Genomic DNA, 18,459 nt, shown 5'->3' with positions numbered 1-18,459 from the left:
GGCCCATACTTCTGACTACAATAGCCGCCATTTTGACCATAACGGATAACGACGAAGTATGCGCCTGCCATCCCATCATCTTGAACTTTTAAGCCCGGCTCGTGACGCCGCCATTGCCCGTGAAGCGATCCTTCACGGTGCCGATGCGGTCTATATCGGCGGCCCTGGTTTTGGCGCCCGCCATAATGCCAGCAACAGCCTGCGCGATATCGCCGACCTGGTGCCGTTCGCCCACCGTTTTGGGGCGAAAGTGTTCGTGACCCTGAACACCATTCTTCATGATGATGAACTGGAACCGGCGCAGCGTCTGATTACCGATCTGTATCAGACCGGCGTTGATGCGCTGATCGTCCAGGATATGGGTGTCCTTGAGATGGATATCCCGCCGATCGAGCTGCACGCCAGTACCCAGTGCGATATCCGCACCGTGGAAAAGGCGAAGTTCCTCTCGGATGCCGGTTTCACCCAGATCGTGCTGGCCCGTGAACTGAACCTCAACCAGATCCGCGATATCCACCAGGCGACCGACGCCACCATCGAGTTCTTTATCCACGGCGCGCTGTGCGTGGCCTACTCCGGGCAGTGCAACATCTCCCACGCCCAGACCGGGCGCAGCGCCAACCGCGGCGACTGCTCCCAGGCGTGTCGTCTCCCCTATACCCTGAAAGACGATCAGGGCCGGGTGGTGGCTTTTGAAAAACACCTTCTGTCGATGAAAGACAACGACCAGACCGCTAACCTGGGCGCGCTGATCGACGCGGGCGTGCGCTCCTTCAAGATTGAAGGGCGTTACAAGGACATGAGCTATGTGAAGAACATCACCGCCCATTACCGCCAGATGCTCGATGCCATTATTGAAGATCGCGGCGATCTGGCCCGCAGCTCCGCCGGACGTACCGAGCACTTCTTTATTCCGTCTACCGACAAGACCTTCCATCGCGGCAGTACCGACTACTTTGTGAATGCGCGCAAAGGAGATATCGGCGCGTTCGACTCGCCGAAGTTTATCGGCCTGCCGGTGGGTGAAGTGCTGAAGGTCTCCAGAGAGCATCTGGATGTGGAAGTGACCGAACCGCTGGCGAATGGCGATGGCCTGAACGTGATGATCAAACGTGAAGTGGTCGGCTTCCGCGCCAACACGGTGGAGAAAACCGGTGAAAATCGCTACCGCGTCTGGCCAAACGAAATGCCTGCCGACCTGCATAAAGTGCGTCCGCATACCCCCCTGAACCGTAACCTGGACCATAACTGGCAGCAGGCGCTGCTGAAAACCTCCAGCGAGCGCCGCGTTGCGGTGGACATCGAGCTGGGCGGCTGGGAAGAGCAGCTGATCCTGACCATGACCAGCGAAGACGGTACCAGCGTCACCCATACCCTGGACGGGCAGTTTGAGGTGGCGAACAACGCCGAAAAAGCGCTGAACAACCTGAAGGATGGCGTCGCTAAGCTGGGTCAGACTATCTATTACGCCCGGGATATTCAGGTCAACCTGCCTGGCGCGCTCTTTGTGCCGAACAGCCTGTTGAACCAGTTCCGTCGTGAAACGGCCGAGATGCTGGACGCCGCGCGCCTGGCCAACTACCCGCGTGGCAGCCGCAAAGCGGTCTCTGTACCGCCGCCGGTCTACCCGGAAACGCATCTCTCATTCCTGGCGAACGTCTACAACCACAAGGCGCGGGCATTCTATCAGCGCTATGGCGTGGAACTCATTGATGCTGCGTATGAAGCCCACGAAGAGAAGGGCGACGTACCGGTGATGATCACCAAGCACTGCCTGCGCTTCGCCTTCAACCTCTGTCCAAAACAGGCCAAAGGCAATATCAAGAGCTGGAAGGCGACGCCGATGCAGCTGGTGAATGGTGATGAGGTGTTAACCCTGAAATTTGACTGCCGTCCATGCGAGATGCACGTCATCGGCAAGATGAAAAATCACATCCTTAAAATGCCTCCGCCGGGCAGCGTGGTGGCTTCCGTCAGCCCTGACGATCTGCTCAAAACGCTGCCGAAGCGTAAAGGCGCGTAATTAACGAAAATGTGTATCCGGTTTGCGCGACTTCTGCCAGTGGTGATGTTCGCGCAAGCCGTCTGCCGACTCTTCTGCCACCACCCGTAACTCATCGCTATCCGCCTCGTGGCGCAGCTGCTGCTCGACGTTCTTCACCCAAAAAAATTCATGTCCTTTATGGTTGGCCATCAGTTGGCCGGAGAAAAGGGCGCAGGTGAGCATTATTGTTGATAACGTTTTTTTAAACATCTTGCCACCGGTTGATTACGTTTACGCAGTATGATGCCGATAGTTTCGTGAGGTTATTATTCGGGTTTTTAAAGGCGGGAAAGGATTTGTTGGGATTTGTAGGGATGGGGAAGGTGGGATATGCGGCGGTTGAGGGAGTTCCGTTCACCTTGCGTTCCTTGCTTCTCTGCAAACCACGTCACCCGTGAACGTGTTAAGGGGGCTATTGCCGCCCCCTTAACAATCCCGGCTCCCGGCAAGAAAATCGCCGCTTCGCGGTGCCCTCAGCTTATTCCCTCCGGCTATCGGGTCGGGGGCGATCCTACATCCCTGTAGGTCGCCCCCTCTCGGCGCATCCATGCGCCTCGCCCCGGCCTGCGGTCAACGCTTCGGCGATTTTCAGCCGGACCAGGGAGCCGCTGTAAATTGAGTGTTATGTAGCGGCCAAATTATCGCTTTAAGTTGGCTAGTGTGACTTAAACCCCGCCGCCGTCATCAGCATACGGAAGAAAAACCCCACCAGCGCCAGCGCCAGCACGCTGCCGCCCCAGATAATCACCATCCACATCAGACGTTTCCAGACAGGTTGATTCATCAATGATAGCCCTCCCCAGGCTGGACTTTTCCGCGAAATACGTAGTAACTCCAGAAAGTGTAGACAAGGATGATCGGGATAATAAACAACGCCCCCACCAGCATAAAGCCCTGGCTCTGGGCAGGCGCAGCGGCCTGCCAGAGGGTGACAGAGGGCGGAATGATATGCGGCCAGATGCTGATCCCAAGCCCGCTAAAACCGAGAAAGATTAACCCGAGAGTCAGCACGAACGGCAGATGGTGGCTATGCGGGTTATCCAGGCAGCGCCACTGCCACAGGCCCAGCAGCGCCACCAGTAGCGGAACCGGCAGCAGGAAGAACAGGTTCGGCAGGCTAAACCAGCGATCGGCAATGGCCGGGTACGCCAGTGGTGTCCAGAGGCTGATCGCCGCAATGATGACCAGCAGCGCCAGCAGCAGGCGCTTCGAAACCTGACGCATCCGGCCCTGAAGCGGGTTTTCACTTTTCATCACCAGCCAGGTGGCGCCCAGCAGGGCGTAGGCCACTATCAGCCCCAGGCCGCAAAAGAGGCTGAAGGGCGTAAACCAGTCGAACGGCCCCCCGGCAAAAGCGCGGCCGCTGACCGGAAAGCCGTTGATTACCGCGCCCACGACCATCCCCTGGGTAAAGGTGGCGAGCAGTGAACCGCCAATAAACGCCTTATCCCAGAAAGGACGATGTGCGGGCGTCGCCTTAAAGCGGAACTCGAACGCCACCCCGCGGAAAATCAGCCCGATCAGCATTAAGGTGAGCGGAATGGTCAGGGCATCGATGATCACCGCATAAGCCAGCGGAAAGGCGCCAAACAGCGCGGCTCCGCCTAATACCAGCCAGGTTTCGTTCCCGTCCCACACCGGGGCGACGCTGTTGACCATCACGTCCCGGTCATCCGCGTCCTTGATGGCGGGAAACAGAATACCGATACCGAGATCGAAGCCGTCCATCACGATGTACATCAGGGTGGCAAAGACAATAATCACAAACCAGATCAGGGAGAGGTCGATGCCCATTATGGTGTCTCCTTGTGAGTGAATTCAGCGCTCGCAGCCGAGAGCGGGCGCGCCGGGCGGCCATCGTTTTCGGTCGGGAAGCTCTCTACTTCCTGCGGCCCTTTTTTAATCAGGCGCACCATGTAGCTGTAGCCGACGCCAAAGACCGAGGTGTAGACCACGATAAAGGCCAGCAGGCTGACGCTCATGTGCAGATCGCCGTGGGCCGATACCGCATCTCTGGTGCGCTGGAGTCCGTAGACCACCCAGGGCTGACGGCCCACTTCGGTGGTCACCCACCCGGCGAGAATCGCAATTAAGCCCGACGGTCCCATCAGCAGGGCAAACCACAGGAAAGGCCGGGAGTAATAGAGCCGCTGCCTGTAGCGCAGCCACAATGCGATCGCGCCCAGGAGCAGCATTAGCAGGCCTAGCCCGACCATAATGCGGAACGACCAGAAGACGATGGTTGAGTTGGGCCGATCCGCTTTCGGGAACTCTTTCAACGCCGGAACCTGCTTATCCAGGCTGTGGGTGAGGATCAGGCTGCCGAGCGCCGGGATCTCAAGGCCATAGCGGGTGCGCTCCTGCTCCATATCCGGCCAGCCAAACAGCAGCAGCGGCGTCGGCTCGCCGGGCGGGTTCTCCCAGTGACCCTCAATAGCGGCAATTTTGGCCGGCTGATGCTTCAGGGTATTGAGGCCATGCATATCCCCGACCAGCGCCTGGAGGGGGGCGACGATCAGCGTCATCCAGAGCGCCATTGAGAACATGCGGCGAATGGCGGGGGTATTGTTCCCGCGCAGCAGATGCCAGGCCGCCGAGGCCGCGACAAACAGCGCGCTGCTGAGAAACGCGGCAATCGACATATGCAGCAGGCGATAGGGGAAAGAGGGGTTAAACACCACCGCCAACCAGTCCACCGGCACCACCTGGCCGTTGACGATCTCATAGCCCTGCGGAGTCTGCATCCAGCTGTTGGAGGCGAGGATCCAGAAGGTGGAGATAATCGTGCCCAGCGCCACCATGCAGGTGGCAAAGAAGTGCAGCCCCGGCCCGACTTTGTTCCAGCCGAAGAGCATCACCCCCAGGAAACCCGCTTCGAGGAAGAAGGCGGTGAGCACTTCGTAGGTCAGCAGCGGGCCGGTAATGCTGCCCGCAAACTGGGAAAAACCGCTCCAGTTGGTGCCAAACTGGTAGGCCATCACCAGCCCGGAGACCACGCCCATGCCAAAGTTGACGGCGAAAATCTTCGACCAGAAATGGTACAGCGAGCGCCAGACGGGGTTTTTGCTTTTCAGCCACAGCCCCTCCAGCACCGCCAGATAGCTGGCGAGGCCAATGGTGATCGCCGGGAAAATAATGTGGAAGGAGACAGTAAAAGCAAACTGGATCCTCGCAAGAACAAACGCATCTAAACCAAACATGCACAACCTCAAGGTCAATCGGTGTGACTGTTATGGTAAATCAGCGCGAAAATCAGTATCAGAGACAGAAAAGGGGAATTTTTGTATAACAGTTTCAGGAAAACAGGGCGTTATCCGGAAGTGTTATAGTCAGTTGCCACCACGCCCGGCGGCGCTTCGCTTGCACGGGCCTACGGGCAGAGGTTTTGTAGGCCGGGCAAGGCATCAGCCGCCACCCGGCATAATGCCCGGCGGCGTTTCGCTTGCGCGGGCCTACGGGCAGGGACTTTGTAGGCCGGGTAAGGCGTCAGCCGCCACCCGGCATGATGCCCGGCGGCGCTTCGCTTGCGCGGGCCTACGGGCAGGGACTTTGTAGGCCGGGTAAGGCGTTAGCCGCCACCCGGCACAACGTTTGTTTATTCGTCCCGCCACCCCATGGCCGGTGCTACATGCTTCAGGATCGACTCGATCACATGCACGTTGTACTCCACGCCCAACTGGTTCGGCACGGTCAGTAACAGCGTATCCGCCTCGGCAATCGCTTCGTCCTGCTTCAGCTGGGCAACCAGCTTGTCTGGCTCGGCGGCATAGCTGCGCCCGAAGATGGCGCGGGTTTTCTCATCCAGATAGCCCACGCTGTCGCTTTCGTTACGGCTGGAGCCGAAGTACATCCGGTCGCGATCGTCCATCAGGGCGAAAATGCTGCGGCTGACCGAGACGCGCGGGGTGCGGGTATGTCCCGCTTCGGCCCAGGCGGCACGGTAGGCGCGGATCTGTTTCGCCTGTTGGATGTGGAACGGCTCGCCGGTTTCGTCATCTTTCAGGGTAGAGCTTTGCAGGTTCATCCCGAGCTTCGCGGCCCACACGGCGGTGGCGTTAGAGCCTGCGCCCCACCAGATGCGATCCCGCAGACCTTCGGCGTGCGGCTCCAGGCGCAGCAGGCCCGGCGGGTTAGGGAACATCGGCTGTGGGTTGGGTTTAGCAAACCCTTCGCCGCGCAGCACATCCAGCAGCACTTCGGTGTGACGGCGCGCCATATCCGACTCGTTTTCGCCCTCCGCAGGAACATAGCCAAAGTAGCGCCAGCCATCGATCACCTGTTCCGGCGAGCCGCGGCTGATCCCCAGCTGTAAACGCCCGCCAGAGATCAAATCGGCTGAGCCCGCATCTTCCGCCATATAGAGCGGGTTTTCATAACGCATATCGATTACGCCGGTGCCGATCTCAATCCGGCTGGTTTTTGCGCCAATGGCAGCCAGCAGCGGGAAAGGGGAGGCGAGCTGGCGGGCAAAATGGTGCACCCGGAAATAAGCGCCATCTGCGCCCAGCTCTTCGGCGGCGACCGCCAGATCGATAGACTGCAGCAGCGCATCAGCGGCGCTGCGGGTGCCGGACTGCGGTGACGGTGTCCAGTGACCAAATGATAAAAAACCGATCTTTTTCATTCCGTGTTTTCCTGATTTCTGAGAAACAACATAACCCTTACTTTACGGATTACCCGATGAGAAGAAATGGCGTTTATTTCACAGATGAGGTCAAAAAATTTGAATGAATTCAGCGGCTCTGCTTGTTTTATGGAAGGATAGTGTAAATACCGCTTGCATCCTTCCATCATTAATGCGTTAATGCTCTTTCGGTTTGAAATCCAAAAATATCTGAAGCAGTTCCTAAAGCAATCTCATCACGTTGTGCCTCTCCACAGTCGCTCCTGGGTTTTATCTTTACGCTCTGATTAGTTTTGTCTCAGACCCTTATTGCCTTTAAGGCCCATTAGTTTTTACGTGTATACGTACAGGAGATTTACATGAGTTCTACTATCCATTTTCGTTGCCCATGCTGTCATGGTTCGCAGTTCCGTACTTCCATTTTCGACGTGTCTGAAAAAAATCCACACGGTGCGAAGTGCATTTTCTGCAAATCTTCCATGATCACCCTCGACCATTTAGCGGCCTCCCGTCATGCCCGCCAGGTCCCGTTTGAGCTGCGCAAGTAATTCAGTCAGGCGCCGTCACGCCTGCTGACATTCCTCTCTCACCTATAACAGTTTATTAATTCTGCCTTTTTTCTCCTGCTGATATACTATGTAACGCAGCAAGGAGAACCCGATGAAAAAATACCAGCGCCTGGCGCAGCAAATCATTTCGCAGATCGACCTGGGCGTCTGGCAGCCCGGCGATAAGCTGCCCTCCCTGCGTGAGCAGGTGACCAGCAGCGGGCTGAGCTTTATGACCGTCGGCCATGCGTACCAGATGCTGGAGAGCCAGGGGCATATTGTGGCGCGCCCGCAGTCGGGTTATTACGTCGCCGCCCGTCCCAGCGGAGAGCAGCCGATGCCGCCCGCGCAGGTGATGCGCGACGAGTCGGTGGATATCAATACCTATATCTTCGATGTGCTGCAGGCCAGCCGCGATCCCGCGGTGGTGCCCTTTGCCTCGGCCTTTCCCGACCCGCGTCTCTTTCCCTTACAGCAGCTGAACCGTTCCCTGGCAAACGTCAGCAAAACCGCCACCGCCATGAGCGTGATCGAGAACCTGCCGCCGGGCAACGTCGATCTGCGCCACGCCATCGCCCGCCGCTATGCCCAACAGGGGATGAACATCTCCCCGGATGAAATTGTGATTACCGCGGGTGCGCTGGAAGCCCTGAACCTCAGCCTGCAGGCGGTCACCGAACCGGGCGACTGGGTGATTGTGGAGAATCCCTGCTTCTATGGCGCGCTGCAGGCGCTGGAGAGGCTGAAGCTGAAGGCGCTGTCGGTGGCGACCGACGTGCGCGACGGTATCGATCTCAACGCCCTGGCGCAGGCGCTGAACGACTACCCGGTAAAAGCCTGCTGGCTGATGACCAACGCGCAGAACCCGCTGGGCTTTACCCTCAGCGCCGACAAAAAAGCGCAGCTTGTCGCATTACTCGCCCGGCACAACGTCACCCTGATTGAAGATGATGTTTACAGCGAGCTCTATTATGGCCGCGAAAAGCCGCTCCCGGCGAAAGCCTGGGATCGCAGCGATATGACCCTGCACTGCTCCTCCTTTTCCAAATGTCTGGTGGCCGGGTTCCGCATTGGCTGGGTCGCCGCCGGGAAACATGCCCGCCGCATCCAGCAGCTTCAACTGATGAGCACCTTGTCCACCAGTTCGCCCATGCAGCTGGCGCTGGTGGATTATCTCGCCACCAAACGTTACGACGCTCATCTCAGGCGCCTGCGCCGCACCCTGGCTGAGCGCAAGCAGCAGGCGTGGCAGGCGCTGCTGCGCCATCTGCCCAATGAGGTGAAAATTCACCACAGCGACAGCGGCTATTTTTTATGGCTGGAGCTGCCCGCGCCGCTGGACGCCGGTGAGCTCAGCGCCCGGGCGCTGAAGCACCACATCAGCATTGCGCCAGGCAAAATGTTCTCCACCTCCGATACCTGGACTCCATTTTTCCGCTTTAATACCTCGTGGGCCTGGGGAGAGCGGGAGGAGCAGGCGGTGAACCAGTTAGGGCAAATAATTAGCGGGATGTTAAAAACGCAAAAATAAGTTTTTCTCGCTATTGATCGCAGCCGCTAAATAATCATTTCTTATCCCCTTAATCACGCCGCAATTAATTTGCGGCGTTTTTTATTATCGCTCATAGGAAATATGCATAACCTCATCGCCTGCTAACCCCTTGTCTATAATCCAGTTACCGGGGAATGCGCCCCCGGTCACAACCTGGCGAAATTTCTCAGGCCTGCCGGGTGCGCTGCAATGGCGCGGTCTACGTTTAATTAAGGAGATATTCTACCGGCACGGCTGCCTTCTGATTTCATTACGACAGGAGTAATACGTATGAGCAAAACATTTGCCCGTAGCAGCCTGTGCGCGCTCGGCATGACTATTTTGACTGCGCAAGCGGCAGAGCCGCCAAAAGAGATCGGCAATGGCGAAGGTCGTCTGGATATCATTGCCTGGCCGGGCTATATCGAACGGGGCGAGACCGATAAAAACTACGACTGGGTCACCCAGTTTGAAAAAGAGACCGGCTGTAAAGTTAACGTCAAAACCGCCGCGACATCCGATGAGATGGTGAGCCTGATGGCGAAGGGCGGATACGATCTGGTGACCGCCTCCGGCGACGCCTCTCTGCGCCTGATCATGGGCAAACGCGTTCAGCCCATCAACCCGGACCTGATCCCCAACTGGAAAACCCTCGACCCCAGGATCGTCAAAGGGGAGTGGTTCAACGTTAACGGCAAGGCCTACGGCACGCCCTATCAGTGGGGGCCAAACCTGCTGATGTACAACACCAAAACCTTCCCGACACCGCCTGATACGTGGGGCGTGGTGTTTAAAGAACAGACCCTGCCGGACGGCAAATCCAACAAAGGGCGCGTGCAGGCCTACGATGGGCCGATCTACATTGCCGATGCGGCGCTCTATGTCAAAGCCACCCAGCCAGATCTGGGCATCACCGATCCCTACCAGTTGACGGAAGCGCAGTACACGGCGGTGTTAAACGTGCTGAAAGATCAGCATGCACTCGTGCACCGCTACTGGCACGACACGACGGTGCAGATGAGTGACTTCAAAAACGAAGGGGTGGTGGCTTCCAGCGCCTGGCCCTATCAGGCCAACGCCCTCAAAGGCGAGAATCAGCCGATAGGCACCGTCTTCCCGAAAGAGGGGGTGACAGGGTGGGCGGATACCACGATGCTGCACGCCGATGCCAAACACCCGATGTGCGCCTATAAGTGGATGAACTGGTCCCTGACGCCAAAAGTGCAGGGCGATCTGGCGGGATGGTTCGGTTCCCTGCCAGTGGTGGCAGAAGGCTGTAAAGCCAGCACTCTGCTCGGCGATAAAGGCTGTGAAACCAACGGCTACACCTATTTCGACAAGATCCTGTTCTGGAAAACCCCTGTCGCCAACGGTGGCAAATTTGTCCCTTACAGCCGCTGGGTTCAGGACTATATCGCCATCATGGGCGGTCGTTAAGCGCAGGGAGCGGAATATGACCTACGCAGTAGAGTTTAACGATGTCTCCCGCCTGTATGGCGATGTGCGTGCGGTGGATGGGGTAACGATCCGGATCCGTGACGGGGAGTTTTTCTCCATGCTGGGGCCTTCGGGCTCCGGCAAAACCACCTGCCTGCGCCTGATTGCCGGTTTCGAGCAGCTGAGCGGTGGCGCGATAGCTATCTTTGGCAAAGACGCCAGCGAACTCCCTCCCTGGGAGCGGGACGTCAATACCGTCTTTCAGGACTATGCCCTGTTTCCCCATATGTCGATCCTCGAGAACGTGGCCTACGGGCTGATGGTGAAGGGGATCAACAAATCTACCCGCCAGGCCCAGGCCCGCGAGGCGCTGGAGAAGGTCGGCCTCAGTTTTGCCGAAGCGCGCAAGCCTTCCCAGCTCTCCGGGGGCCAGCGTCAGCGGGTGGCGATTGCCCGGGCGCTGGTCAATCAGCCCCGTGTTCTGCTGCTGGACGAACCCCTCGGCGCGCTGGATCTCAAGCTGCGGGAGCAGATGCAGTTTGAGCTGAAAAAACTGCAGCAGGAGCTGGGCATCACCTTTATTTTCGTCACTCACGATCAGGGGGAAGCACTGTCGATGTCTGACCGGGTGGCGGTCTTTAACAACGGGCGAATCGAGCAGGTGGATACCCCGCGGGAGCTCTATCTGCGTCCACGCACCCCGTTTGTCGCCAGCTTCGTTGGCACCTCGAACGTCTTTACCGACGCCACCGCCCGGCGCGTCTGCGGCATGGCCGGTAGCTACTCCCTGCGCCCGGAGCATATTCGTCTGGACGGGCAGGGTGAAATTCAGGTGCTGGGCCAGGTGCAGGCGGTGCAGTTTCAGGGGGCGGCGACCCGTTACGAGCTGCGGCTTGCCGAGGGGGAGAAACTGCTGGTGAGCCAGGCCAACCTGACCGGCTCCGCGCTGGCCCCAGGGGTTGAGGCCGGGCAGCAGGTGACCGCCTCGTGGGCGCGCGACGCTATGGTGCCGCTGCATGAGGAGAGGTGAAATGGAGATGAGCGTTTCGCCGCCACCGGCTTCGCACGGCCTGTCGGGACGTCTGTCAGCGCTGTTCTGGCGCAGGCCGTCGCTGGGGCTGTTTTTACTCCTGCTCGGGCCGCTGATGTGGTTTGGCATCGTCTATCTCGGGTCGCTGTTCACCCTGCTGTGGCAGGGATTCTACACCTTCGATGACTTCACCATGGCGGTCACGCCGGATTTGACCTTCGCCAACATCCGCGCGCTGTTTAATCCCGCCAACTACGACATCATCCTGCGTACCCTGACGATGGCGATTGCCGTCACCATCGGCAGCGCGATTCTGGCCTTCCCGATGGCCTGGTATATGGCGCGCTACACCCACGGAAAGTGGAAAGCCTTCTTCTATATCGCGGTGATGCTGCCGATGTGGGCCAGCTATATCGTCAAGGCCTACGCCTGGACGCTGCTGCTGGCCAAGGATGGCGTGGCGCAGTGGTTTCTCAGCCATATGGGGCTGGAGCCGCTGCTCACCTCGCTATTGACGGTGCCGGGCGTGGGAGGCAGTACGCTCTCCACCTCCGGGTTGGGGCGCTTTCTGGTATTCGTCTATATCTGGCTGCCGTTTATGATCCTGCCGGTGCAGGCGGCGCTGGAGCGTCTGCCGCCGTCGCTGCTGCAAGCCTCAGCCGATCTCGGCGCCCGGCCGCGGCAGACCTTCCGCTATGTCGTGCTGCCCCTGGCGATCCCGGGCATCGCGGCCGGGTCGATCTTCACCTTCTCCCTGACGCTGGGCGACTTCATCGTGCCGCAACTGGTGGGGCCGCCGGGCTACTTTATCGGACAGATGGTCTACTCCCAGCAGGGGGCGATTGGCAATATGCCCATGGCGGCGGCCTTCATCCTGGTGCCGATTGTTCTCATTACCCTCTATCTGGCGTTCGTGAAACGTCTGGGAGCGTTTGATGCACTCTGAACGCGCACCGCTGTTTCTGAAAATCGCCACCTGGGGCGGGGTGATCTTCCTCCACTTTCCGCTGCTGATTATTGCCATCTATGCTTTTAATACCGAGGACGCGGCGTTCAGTTTTCCGCCACAGGGGCTGACGCTGAAGTGGTTCAGTGCCGCGGCGACGCGCAGCGACATTATTGAAGCTGTGACGTTGTCACTGAAAATCGCGGCTTTGTCGACGGCCATTGCGCTGGTGCTGGGCACCCTGGCGGCCGCGGCGCTATGGCGGCGGGAGTTCTTTGGCAAGAACGCGGTATCGCTGATGCTGATCCTGCCCATCGCCCTGCCGGGGATCATCACCGGTCTGGCGCTGCTGACGGCGTTCAAGACCATTGATCTGGAGCCTGGTTTCTTCACCATCATCCTCGGTCACGCCACGTTTTGCGTGGTGGTGGTGTTCAATAATGTGATTGCCCGTTTCCGGCGCACCTCCTGGAGCCTGGTTGAAGCCTCGATGGATTTAGGCGCTAACGGCTGGCAAACCTTCCGCTACGTGGTGCTGCCCAATCTGGGGTCGGCGCTGCTGGCGGGGGGTATGCTGGCGTTCGCCCTGTCGTTCGATGAGATTATCGTGACGACCTTTACCGCCGGACATGAGCGCACGTTACCGCTGTGGCTGTTAAACCAGCTTGGGCGTCCCCGCGATGTACCGGTAACAAACGTGGTGGCACTGCTGGTTATGCTGGTGACCGCCATTCCCATTCTGGGGGCCTGGTGGCTGACCCGCGACGGCGAAAACGTAGCCGGAAGCGGGAAATAACCTTGACTGAAACAGGACAAAGCTATGCAAACTCAACTGCTGATTAATGGTGAACTGGTCAACGGCGAAGGGGAAAAGCAGCCGGTCTATAACCCTGCCACCGGCGAGGTGCTGCAGGAGATCGCCGAGGCCTCTCCCGCCCAGGTGGACGCAGCCGTGCAGGCCGCGGACCGCGCGTTTGCCAGCTGGGGGCGGACCACGCCAAAAAGCCGCGCCGAGTGTCTGCTGAAGCTGGCGGACACCATCGACGCTCAGGCTGACACCTTAGCCCGGCTGGAGTCGCAGAACTGCGGCAAACCGCTGCACTGCGTGATGGGGGATGAGATTCCGGCGATTGCCGACGTGTTCCGCTTCTTTGCCGGGGCGGCGCGTACTCTGCACGGTTCGGCGGCAGGAGAATATCTGGAGGGGCACACCTCCATGATCCGCCGCGACCCGGTTGGCGTTGTCGCGTCGATTGCACCGTGGAACTATCCCCTGATGATGGCGGCGTGGAAGCTGGCGCCCGCGCTGGCGGCCGGTAACTGCGTGGTGCTCAAACCCTCTGAAATCACGCCGCTCACCGCCCTGAAGCTGGCGGAGCTGGCAAAAGATATCTTCCCGGCCGGGGTCATTAACGTGCTGTTTGGCCGGGGTAAAACCGTGGGCGACCCGCTGACCGGGCACGAAAAGGTGCGCATGGTGTCGCTCACCGGCTCTATCGCCACTGGCGAACATATCATCGGTCATACCGCCTCGACGATTAAGCGCACCCATATGGAGCTGGGCGGCAAAGCGCCGGTGATTGTCTTTGACGATGCCGATCTCGACGCGGTGGTGGAGGGGGTACGTACCTTCGGCTTCTACAACGCCGGGCAGGACTGTACCGCCGCCTGTCGTATCTACGCCCAAAAAGGGATATACGCCGCGCTGGTGGAAAAACTGGGGGCCGCGGTCGCCAGCCTGAAGATCGGCGATCCGAATGAGGAGAGCACCGAACTGGGTCCGTTAAGCTCCCAGGCGCATCTCGACCGGGTGTGCAAAGCGGTGGATGAGGCGAAAGCCCTGGGACATGTACAGGTGATCACCGGCGGCAGCAAGCACGACGGTAAAGGTTACTGGTTCCAGCCCACCGTGCTGGCAGGGGCGAGGCAGGAAGATGCCATCGTCCAGCGGGAGGTGTTTGGTCCGGTGGTGAGCGTGACGCCATTCGACGACGAAGAGGAGGTGCTGAACTGGGCCAACGATTCGCAGTATGGGCTGGCCTCTTCCGTGTGGACCCAGGATGTGGGCCGCGCGCACCGCGTCAGCGCCCATCTCCAGTACGGCTGCACCTGGGTTAACACTCACTTTATGCTGGTGAGCGAAATGCCCCACGGCGGGATGAAAATGTCAGGCTACGGCAAGGATATGTCGGTGTATGGTCTGGAAGACTACACCGTGGTTCGTCATATCATGTTTAAGCACTGATCTGTGCCCAGCGCCGGTTACTGCACGGTAACCGGCGCGCAATAATATATTTTATTGAATACATTAACTTAGAAATATATTTTGCTGCCCCTTATCTCAGGGGGAAAATATATCGTTTGGTTTTATAAAATATTTCCTAAATAAAATTTTGAGCGGGCCGATAGAGTAGTCAGACCAGACAAACGGCCCTGTTCATCATGCTTGCAATTAATCATAACGAGATTGCCGGGCTCTCGCTTAAGTCCCGGAAAGCAAACACGACGATGCTTTCTCAAACCATTGAACGCCTGTCATCCGGCTTGCGTATCAATAGCGCGAAGGATGACGCGGCCGGGCAGGCCATTGCCAACCGGATGTTTTCAAATATCAATGCGGATAGCGTTATCTCCCGCGGGCTCGATGACGCCATAAGCCTGGCGCAGACGGCGGAAGGGAGCCTGAGCGATATCGGGAATATGCTGATTAAAGCCAAAAGCCTGGCGATCCAGGCGGCGAACGGCACGCTGTCGCCGTCTGACCGGGAGAGTATCAACCAGGAGTATCAGCAGATCCTGGCGACCATTACCCAGGTCTCGGAGCAGACTGAGATCTTCGGTCAATATCCGCTGGCGACCGATAAGCCGGTATTACCGCCGCAATTAATCGGCGACGTACCGCCGTTAAACAACAAATTCCCGCTAGCCGGAACCGATTATTCATTCAGTTCTGGAATTATTCCGCTGGCCTATATTCCGGCCGGGTCGACGAATATCACCATTACCATTGATTCGCTGGGTCTGGATGACGATCTACAGTTATTTACCCGGGATGGAAAACATCTCGCCGGGACACCTTTATCCGGCCCTGATGCGGATTATACCTGGGTCAGCCGCGGCATCACTGATGGCACCAAAGCCACCGCATCGGTACTGACGGCTAAAAACGGTTTTAGCAGCGGGGCGGTCTATGACGATAGCCAGCTAATTGAGGGCGGCCCGAGCTGGAGCCTCAGCGGGGAATCGCTTAACTATAACGGGATGACCATTACCTACAGCGGCGATGGCGATCGCTATGAAGATAAAGCGATTGGCGCCTGGAACGACGGGGCTAACGGTTCGAACCGCATCGAACGCATGACGCTGGATACCGTCTCCGAAGATCTGCTGGTGATGGTGGTGGGGAGCGGCTCCTTTACCAGCAACATTACCTGGGGAACCTTGCCGACGCCGACAATGACCCCGGCGGTTCCGCCGAAGCAGAGCCGTCCCATAGAGGTGGTGACCAGCGCCAATTTTGGGGAGCAGATGCAAACCACCACCATCGAGCCGACCCCGACGGATTTAAAGACGCTGCAGCTGGAAAATAGCGATATGGCCTCCGAGGCGGGGGCCAGAAAATGTATGGGATTACTGGATGCCGCGCTGGAGAAAGTGAGCAGCTATCGTGGGCAGTATGGCGCAATGATGAACCGGTTTGAATCCAGCAAAGCGGTGCTTTCACAGCAGGGTGTGGCGATGCAGGCCGCCCGCAGCCGCATCCAGGATGCCGACTATGCCGCCGAGGCCAGCCAGCTTGCCCGGGCGCAGATCCTGGCGCAGAGCCAGAATGCGGCCCTGAAAATGGCGAATCAGGCGCCGCAAACGGTGCTTGAACTGCTCAAAATGTAAGAAGGGAGCGGCAAACTACCAGCCGCACACCTCGTGCTCGTTTTCCGTGTCGTAGGCGCGCACGGTGTTCACCAGCTCTTTCACCACGTCGGCAGCGACATCCGGGACGAGCAGCTCCATGGGGGCATCCGTCTCGTAATCCACCGACACCCCGTTGCTGTTATTGGTGACGGTAACGGTATACGTTGCTTTGCCCATGACGTTACTCCTTGTGAGTATTAACGACTTTACCCAAGCCTGCGCCATTCAGCGTCACCTCAGGGTCGGCAAAAAAGTCGATATTGAACACGGTGTCCTCGGTCATGAGTTCGATACGATGCCATTTTTGCGGCGGGGAAATACCGAAACTTCCGGCTTCAATCAACAGCTCCATATCAGATTCGGTGGCGTCGCCGTCCGGAAATCCAAAATATTTTACGGCGCCCTGCATCACGGACAGACGGCCATAGATGCCTGCTTTGGTGTTGTGATGGGTGAAAAGCGCGGCAGGTGCAGTCTCTTTAGTCCAGAAGGGAGTGGCACGGGTATGCACAAAATTGGCAGGAATACGTAACATCGTTAGCTCCTCAGGCGTGAGAACGCCCGGCAAATTTTAGAACCTCGGGTTCAACAAAAAAATCGATATTAAAGAGGGTATCGTCACTCATCAGCTCGATGTGATGCCAGCGTTCAGGCGGGAAAACAGCAAAATGGCCGCTTTCAATGATCAATGTGGTGTCCGGATCGGGTGACGTTTCATCGGTATAACCCAGATAACGCACGGCACCCTGCATCACGCTAAGACGCGGATAAACGCCGGGACGGGTGCCGGTATCCAGATGACGCTTAAAAATGGCCGGCGGGGCAGTCTCTTTGTTCCAGAACGGTGTGGAACGGGTGTGAATAGAGTGTTGCGGAATACGCAGCATAACGTCCTCCCTGTGGATGAGGTCATTACAGCTCGGGTGATGGCTATTTTGTATCATAAATTGCATTTTAAATGCAACTTTAAAGGGGGGGCTTTTTCCAGGCTATACTTATCTACGCCGAAGGCCACAAAGGAGAGTCTGATGCTACAAGTCGATAAAGACAAATCCCGCAAAGTACCCGATTCGGGTAACAAAAAGCCTCAACCGGTTAAGAAGTAGAACCGGACTTCCAGGGCCGCAAAATGCGGTCCTGGTCAGCGTTTGTCCCGCCAGCTCCCGCCAAAAAGTTGTAGCAAGATATACCTAACTGTTATTACCACGCAAAAACTGTGGATAATGTGTAACAAAAATACTTGATCCATATCAACATATGTCGCATATTGCGCGCGGTTATTGAACAGCACATTGGGTATTTGAAATGACGTTGTATCAAAAGATGTTAATGTTTTACGCCGTCATGGCGGCCATCAGCGCGCTTATCACCTGGTTTCTCTCTAAAGATCGCAAACGTATCCGCTTCCTGAGCGCCTTTCTGGTGGGCTCCACCTGGCCGATGAGTTTTCCGGTTGCGCTGCTGATTTCGCTTTTCTGACAACGCCCCCCGTTTTACGTTACGGCGATAGCATTCCTCTTTGATGAGCTGTATAAAAACACAGTCGTCTGAAAAGGAGTGCTTATGAACAGCTTTTATTCGCAACAGGCCCGTTGCCTGGTGCGTTGGCAGGAACTGCCCGGGAAGGGGGAACCGCTGGTCTTCATCCACGGTCTCGGCTGCGCCTCTTCCTACGAGTATCCCCGGATAGTTTGCGACCCTCAGTTCGGCTCCCGCCGGGCTATTCTTATCGATCTCCCCGGTAGTGGTTACAGTGATAAACCGGAAGCTTATACCTACCAGACCTCAGCGCAGGCGCAGGTGGTCATCGAACTGCTCAACCATTTAGCCCTAACCTCATTCTGGTTGTATGGCCACAGCATGGGCGGCAGCATAGCAATAGAAACGGCTGAACTGGCCGGGGATCGTCTGTCAGGGTTGATCGTGTCTGAACCCAATTTTCATGCTGGCGGAGGCATGTTCAGCCGGGGTATCGCTGCTCAGACGGAGGAGGAGTTTGTCAGTGCCGGTTATCAGGCCATGCTGTCGGCGGAAACCTCACCCTGGAAGGGTTGCCTCCAAAGCACTGCCCCCTGGGCAGTGTGGCGCGGAGCAACGAGCCTGGTTAATGGGGTACAGCCCAGCTGGAGCGAGCGCTATTTGCAGCTGAGTTGCCCGATATGGCTGATTTTTGGCGAGCTTTCGCTGCCGGATACCGATCTGGATGAGATGCGCCAGCAGGGTGTCGCAGTGAAAATGATCCCTGATGCTGGACATTCGATGTCGTGGGAGAACCCGTCAGCGCTGGCGAAGGCGTTGTTCGACTGTATGCATCAGGAATAGCGATCCGTCTATGACGAGCCGCAGGGTAGCAGGACAGTGCCATCAAACGTCTGTTTCAGACTAAC

19 protein-coding genes are annotated in these 18,459 nt (G+C 57.7%); 11 read left to right on the top strand and 8 right to left on the bottom strand.

Features of this window, described 5'->3' with window-relative positions:
• The first annotated feature begins 58 nt into the window (after nt 1-58).
• Entirely contained in the window at nt 59-2,023 is a 1,965-nt protein-coding gene (locus C2U54_RS17015) for a peptidase U32 family protein (protein ID WP_103179717.1), read from the top strand.
• Here C2U54_RS17015 and C2U54_RS17010 read toward each other — a convergent pair whose 3' ends face one another.
• From C2U54_RS17010 to C2U54_RS16985, 5 genes are all read right to left on the bottom strand, one after another.
• On the bottom strand, nt 2,024-2,254 hold the full coding sequence (locus C2U54_RS17010) for a DUF2554 family protein (protein WP_103179716.1): 231 nt from the start codon (nt 2,252-2,254) through the stop codon (nt 2,024-2,026).
• Nucleotides 2,255-2,699: 445 nt separating this feature from the next.
• A complete protein-coding gene (locus C2U54_RS17000) occupies nt 2,700-2,828 on the bottom strand; it encodes a DUF2474 domain-containing protein (RefSeq protein WP_103179715.1) in 129 nt (42 codons plus the stop codon).
• Nucleotides 2,828-3,838, bottom strand: coding sequence for a cytochrome d ubiquinol oxidase subunit II (gene cydB / locus C2U54_RS16995; RefSeq protein ID WP_103179714.1), 1,011 nt, complete (start codon nt 3,836-3,838; stop codon nt 2,828-2,830). Before cydB ends, C2U54_RS17000 begins: the two co-directional genes overlap by 1 nt.
• The gene (locus C2U54_RS16990) at nt 3,838-5,244 is read right to left on the bottom strand and encodes a cytochrome ubiquinol oxidase subunit I (protein ID WP_103179713.1); all 1,407 of its coding nucleotides are present in this window, start codon (nt 5,242-5,244) and stop codon (nt 3,838-3,840) included. The genes cydB and C2U54_RS16990 overlap by 1 nt, the downstream gene beginning before the upstream one ends.
• 395 nt (nt 5,245-5,639) lie before the next feature.
• Nucleotides 5,640-6,668 (bottom strand): LLM class flavin-dependent oxidoreductase, encoded by a 1,029-nt coding sequence (locus tag C2U54_RS16985; protein WP_103179712.1) that lies wholly within the window; start codon nt 6,666-6,668, stop codon nt 5,640-5,642.
• A gap of 359 nt (nt 6,669-7,027) precedes the next feature.
• Here C2U54_RS16985 and ymcF point away from each other — a divergent pair, with 359 nt between their 5' ends.
• The 8 genes from ymcF (at nt 7,028) to C2U54_RS16945 (ending at nt 16,051) form a co-directional block, all read left to right on the top strand.
• Nucleotides 7,028-7,216: a cold shock small protein YmcF gene (ymcF, locus tag C2U54_RS16980; protein ID WP_039028652.1), complete on the top strand. Its 189-nt coding sequence runs from the start codon at nt 7,028-7,030 to the stop codon at nt 7,214-7,216.
• A 112-nt stretch (nt 7,217-7,328) separates the two neighbouring features.
• A complete protein-coding gene (locus tag C2U54_RS16975) occupies nt 7,329-8,747 on the top strand; it encodes an aminotransferase-like domain-containing protein (protein ID WP_103179711.1) in 1,419 nt (472 codons plus the stop codon).
• A gap of 291 nt (nt 8,748-9,038) precedes the next feature.
• Nucleotides 9,039-10,184: a putative ABC transporter substrate-binding protein YdcS gene (gene ydcS, locus C2U54_RS16970; RefSeq protein ID WP_103179710.1), complete on the top strand. Its 1,146-nt coding sequence runs from the start codon at nt 9,039-9,041 to the stop codon at nt 10,182-10,184.
• Between the two features lie 16 nt (nt 10,185-10,200).
• A complete protein-coding gene (locus tag C2U54_RS16965; RefSeq protein WP_103179709.1) occupies nt 10,201-11,214 on the top strand; it encodes an ABC transporter ATP-binding protein in 1,014 nt (337 codons plus the stop codon).
• Between the two features lies 1 nt (nt 11,215).
• A complete protein-coding gene (locus C2U54_RS16960) occupies nt 11,216-12,160 on the top strand; it encodes an ABC transporter permease (protein WP_103179708.1) in 945 nt (314 codons plus the stop codon).
• Nucleotides 12,150-12,956, top strand: coding sequence for an ABC transporter permease (locus C2U54_RS16955; protein WP_103179707.1), 807 nt, complete (start codon nt 12,150-12,152; stop codon nt 12,954-12,956). Before C2U54_RS16960 ends, C2U54_RS16955 begins: the two co-directional genes overlap by 11 nt.
• 24 nt (nt 12,957-12,980) lie before the next feature.
• A complete protein-coding gene (patD, locus tag C2U54_RS16950) occupies nt 12,981-14,405 on the top strand; it encodes an aminobutyraldehyde dehydrogenase (protein WP_103179706.1) in 1,425 nt (474 codons plus the stop codon).
• Between the two features lie 197 nt (nt 14,406-14,602).
• Nucleotides 14,603-16,051 carry a flagellin N-terminal helical domain-containing protein gene (locus C2U54_RS16945; protein WP_103179705.1) on the top strand — a complete coding sequence of 483 codons (1,449 nt, stop codon included), beginning with the start codon at nt 14,603-14,605 and terminating at the stop codon, nt 16,049-16,051.
• 15 nt (nt 16,052-16,066) lie between these two features.
• On the opposite strand, the gene C2U54_RS16940 is transcribed toward C2U54_RS16945, so the two are convergent.
• Genes C2U54_RS16940 through C2U54_RS16930 form a run of 3 tightly spaced genes read right to left on the bottom strand, consistent with a single transcriptional unit; the run spans nt 16,067 to nt 16,959 of the window.
• The gene (locus tag C2U54_RS16940; protein WP_103179704.1) at nt 16,067-16,249 is read right to left on the bottom strand and encodes a DUF1869 domain-containing protein; all 183 of its coding nucleotides are present in this window, start codon (nt 16,247-16,249) and stop codon (nt 16,067-16,069) included.
• A 4-nt stretch (nt 16,250-16,253) separates the two neighbouring features.
• Entirely contained in the window at nt 16,254-16,607 is a 354-nt protein-coding gene (locus tag C2U54_RS16935; RefSeq protein WP_103179703.1) for a DUF1971 domain-containing protein, read from the bottom strand.
• Nucleotides 16,608-16,617: 10 nt separating this feature from the next.
• Nucleotides 16,618-16,959: a DUF1971 domain-containing protein gene (locus C2U54_RS16930; protein WP_103179702.1), complete on the bottom strand. Its 342-nt coding sequence runs from the start codon at nt 16,957-16,959 to the stop codon at nt 16,618-16,620.
• A 418-nt stretch (nt 16,960-17,377) separates the two neighbouring features.
• Between C2U54_RS16930 and C2U54_RS16925 the strand changes: the two genes are divergently transcribed.
• Nucleotides 17,378-17,551, top strand: coding sequence for a GhoT/OrtT family toxin (locus tag C2U54_RS16925; RefSeq protein ID WP_032610845.1), 174 nt, complete (start codon nt 17,378-17,380; stop codon nt 17,549-17,551).
• Nucleotides 17,552-17,635: 84 nt separating this feature from the next.
• Entirely contained in the window at nt 17,636-18,394 is a 759-nt protein-coding gene (locus C2U54_RS16920) for an alpha/beta fold hydrolase (RefSeq protein WP_103179701.1), read from the top strand.
• The last annotated feature ends 65 nt before the right edge of the window (nt 18,395-18,459 follow it).

The organism is Leclercia sp. LSNIH1 (genome assembly GCF_002902985.1).
GTDB lineage: Bacteria > Pseudomonadota > Gammaproteobacteria > Enterobacterales > Enterobacteriaceae > Enterobacter.
The sequence above is the reverse complement of the archived record's forward strand: the minus strand, read 5'-3'. Positions and strand labels throughout refer to the sequence as shown.